Here is a 3083-nt window from a genome sequence, read left to right as displayed (position 1 = left end):
ATCGATTCCAAAACGCGAGCTGCACCTCGATGCGTTTCGGGTCGGCCACCTGCACGTTAGATCGCGGTGGTTTTGAGGTGGGCGTGCCGCAGCAGTGTTTGCGCCGTGCACGAGACGCCGGCGGCGGGCTTGAACTTTCCTTTGCTCCCGACAGATGTGGGGCTCAATCATGGCCATCGACTTCTCAGTTTTGTCTCAGAATAGGTTCACGGCGGTTACGCTCCTACAAACCACTTCGAGCCGGTATGCACACCGTGGAGGCCCCGCGATGAACCGACGTCGCATCACCCTCACCCTCGGCGCTTTCGCCGGCGGGCTGCTCGCCGCCGCGTTTCTGCCGCTGGCCACCGCCAACGCCGACACCACCGACATCTGGGCGCCCGACACGTCCACCTTCGATCCGACCTCGGCCCCCCAGGGGTATCCGCCGTTCATCGACGTGCTGCAGGGCACTGAAACGTGGTACCTCACTAATCCTCCTGCCGGCTTCCACGAATTCCTTGCGGGTGTTGACACCCAGACAATCATCGGCTCCTTCACCAACGACGACTTCCTCGACACCATGGGCGAAGGCGGGTACGGATCCTTGAGCGATCAGGCTGCTGCTACCGCGGCTCCTGACCTCTACATACACATCGACTTAGCCAATTTCGGGGGCGGGTTCGAAAACGAATGGATGTCAGTGCCCGGCGTCGACGGCGCAGCCGCCACGATCACCGACACATTGATCACCCCGTTCGGCGACTTCACCCTCTAAGGCCGCAGCCCCAGCACAGCGCGGACAACATGGCAGCGCGGATCTCGACGTCGTCGACCGCAAGCGTTCCGTGGTGGCGATCGACAAATGCCCCTTCAGCGCCTGCGCCGGTATCGCGATCCAGATGGGTCGAGTAGGCGGGATCGCACCACGGAATATGGTGTCGCCCTTCCGCCGGCCGGGGTTTTTTGTTTGGTTGCGTCAGCAGCATGGCAAGAAGCCGATCTTGATTGCGCCCAACGGATGGGGCGTTCCTGTCGAGTGATCGACGCTTGGCTGAGACCCCAAAAGCTACCGGCGCTTCGTCCGGATTGTTAGACGAACTGTCCGGCCTAGTATATGCTTTCGTGATTCCGTGATCTGCTCCGCTCTGAACGGCCGTCAATGCCGCAATTGGGCAAGATCACGACGACTAGGCAACAACAGCCGAACTGTCCTAACAAAGCAACGCCATAATTTCACCACCAGAAGCGACGGCCCGCGTGGCCACGCACCGAGCTCCCGGGGGGGCCGCCGTGCCGGACAGCCTAGCTCTCGTCGGTTCGGTCGCCAGCCAACTGCTGGAAGCAACCGCATCAACCGCTGCTCAGGTGAGCGGACAGGTGCTGGCGAGGCTCGTCGAGCAGTTCGATTTGGATTACAGCTTCTTACGCCACAACGACCACGACATCGGGGCCTCCGTGTTGGTCGCGGAGTGGCCACCTAGGTCCAACGTTCCCGACCCGGATCCCCTGGCCGTTGTCCACTTCAGCAGCGCCGACCCCGTACTCGCGCTAGGCGAGCGAGCCAAGAAATCAATCGTGATCAAGCCTGATCAGATGGAGGGTGCTTACCAGCATTGGATCGCGGACCGCGGCCACGCTGCGTCGCCCGCGGTGGCTGTCGCACCACTGGTTGCAAGGCAAGTGACAACCGGGGCGCTGGGCGTCGTCAAATTCGGTGGCAGGAAGTGGAAGCCGGAAGTGATCAGCACGCTCGAGGCAGTCGCGTGCATGTTTGCAGGGGTACAGGCCCGCACCGCCGCTGAACAAAAGCTTCGCTATCTCGCCGATCATGACGATCTGACCGGTTTGGACAACCGTCGCGCGCTTGTTGCGCACCTTGCCGACAGACTCGCAGCGGGACAGCCCGGACCTGTCCCCCTGTTGTATTTCGACCTCGACCGGCTGAAGGCGATCAACGATTGCTTCGGCCATACCGTCGGCGATTGGTTCATCCAGATATTTGCCGAGCGGCTTCGTACGTCCGCCGAAAACCTGGGCATGATCGCTCGGCTGGGCGGGGACGAGTTCGTCGTCGTTCCGGATCGGCCGATGCCAATCGATACCGCGGAATTGTTTGCTGATCAGCTGCTTACGACCCTGCGGGAACGCCTCGCGATAGGCGGTCATGCGATCACCCGCACTGTCAGTATCGGGGTGGCAGTCGGGGTGCCGGGACGTGACGACGGCACCGATTTACTTCATCGTGCCGATGAAGCCGTCATGGCGGCCAAGCGCGCGGGCGGTAACCAGGTCACGGTGGCCCATGATGACATTTCCCTCAAGAGGCTTTTCCGCAAGGACATTGAACTCCATCTTCAGGGCGACATCGACAGCCAAGCGCTGCTGCTCCACTATCTACCCGAGGTCGACTTGCGGAGCGGTGCCATCGTCGCGGCCGAAGCGCTCGTCCGTTTGCGGCACCCGACGAGAGGGCTGCTGCTCCCGGATTCGTTCATCGGTATAGCCGAATCAATGGACCTCGCTGGGGAACTGGGCCGGTGGGTGCTGCGACACGCCTGCGCCGAATTCAGCCTATGGCGGTCACGGGGCGTGGGACAGGTCGCAGTGTTGCGCATCAATGTGTCGCCTCTGGAACTGGCCACCCGCGGTTTCGTCCGCAATGTTGCCGACACCATCGAGGAGTTTGGCATCGACGCCGGCTCACTGTGCCTCGAGATCACCGAGCGCGCAATGGTTCACGACATCGAAAGCACTCAGCGAACCCTCGCGGAGTTGAAGGAACTCGGAGTCCAGATCGCCATCGACGACTTCGGCACCGGCTACGCTGTCTTGTCGCACCTGAAATCACTTCCAATCGATATGCTCAAGATCGACAGAGGATTCGTGCGTGACATAGGCACCAACGCCAATGATCTGGCAATCGTCCGCGCGATCATCGGGCTTGCTGAGGCGTTCGATCTCCAATTAGTTGCCGAGGGGGTCGAAACCCCCGCTGCCGCACGGACCTTGATGCACCATGGATGCCACCGGGCGCAGGGTTTTCTGCTGTCGCGACCGGTCCCGAGCAGCGCGATGGAGTCGTTGCTGACCTCGCATTATCT

The 3083-nt window shown here is 61.6% G+C and carries 3 protein-coding genes; 2 read left to right on the top strand and 1 reads right to left on the bottom strand.

Features of this window, described 5'->3' with window-relative positions:
* Positions 1–268 precede the first annotated feature (268 nt).
* Positions 269–757: a hypothetical protein gene (locus VN856_RS01735; protein WP_325685537.1), complete on the top strand. Its 489-nt coding sequence runs from the start codon at positions 269–271 to the stop codon at positions 755–757.
* On the opposite strand, the gene VN856_RS01730 is transcribed toward VN856_RS01735, so the two are convergent.
* Positions 747–968, bottom strand: coding sequence for a hypothetical protein (locus VN856_RS01730; protein WP_325685535.1), 222 nt, complete (start codon positions 966–968; stop codon positions 747–749). The genes VN856_RS01735 and VN856_RS01730 overlap by 11 nt on opposite strands.
* Positions 969–1272: 304 nt before the next feature.
* Here VN856_RS01730 and VN856_RS01725 point away from each other — a divergent pair.
* A partial coding sequence (locus VN856_RS01725) for a bifunctional diguanylate cyclase/phosphodiesterase (protein WP_325685533.1) occupies positions 1273–3083 on the top strand: 1811 nt, incomplete at its 3' end.

Source organism: Mycobacterium sp. (assembly GCF_035603715.1).
GTDB lineage: Bacteria > Actinomycetota > Actinomycetes > Mycobacteriales > Mycobacteriaceae > Mycobacterium.
The sequence above is the reverse complement of the archived record's forward strand: the minus strand, read 5'-3'. Positions and strand labels throughout refer to the sequence as shown.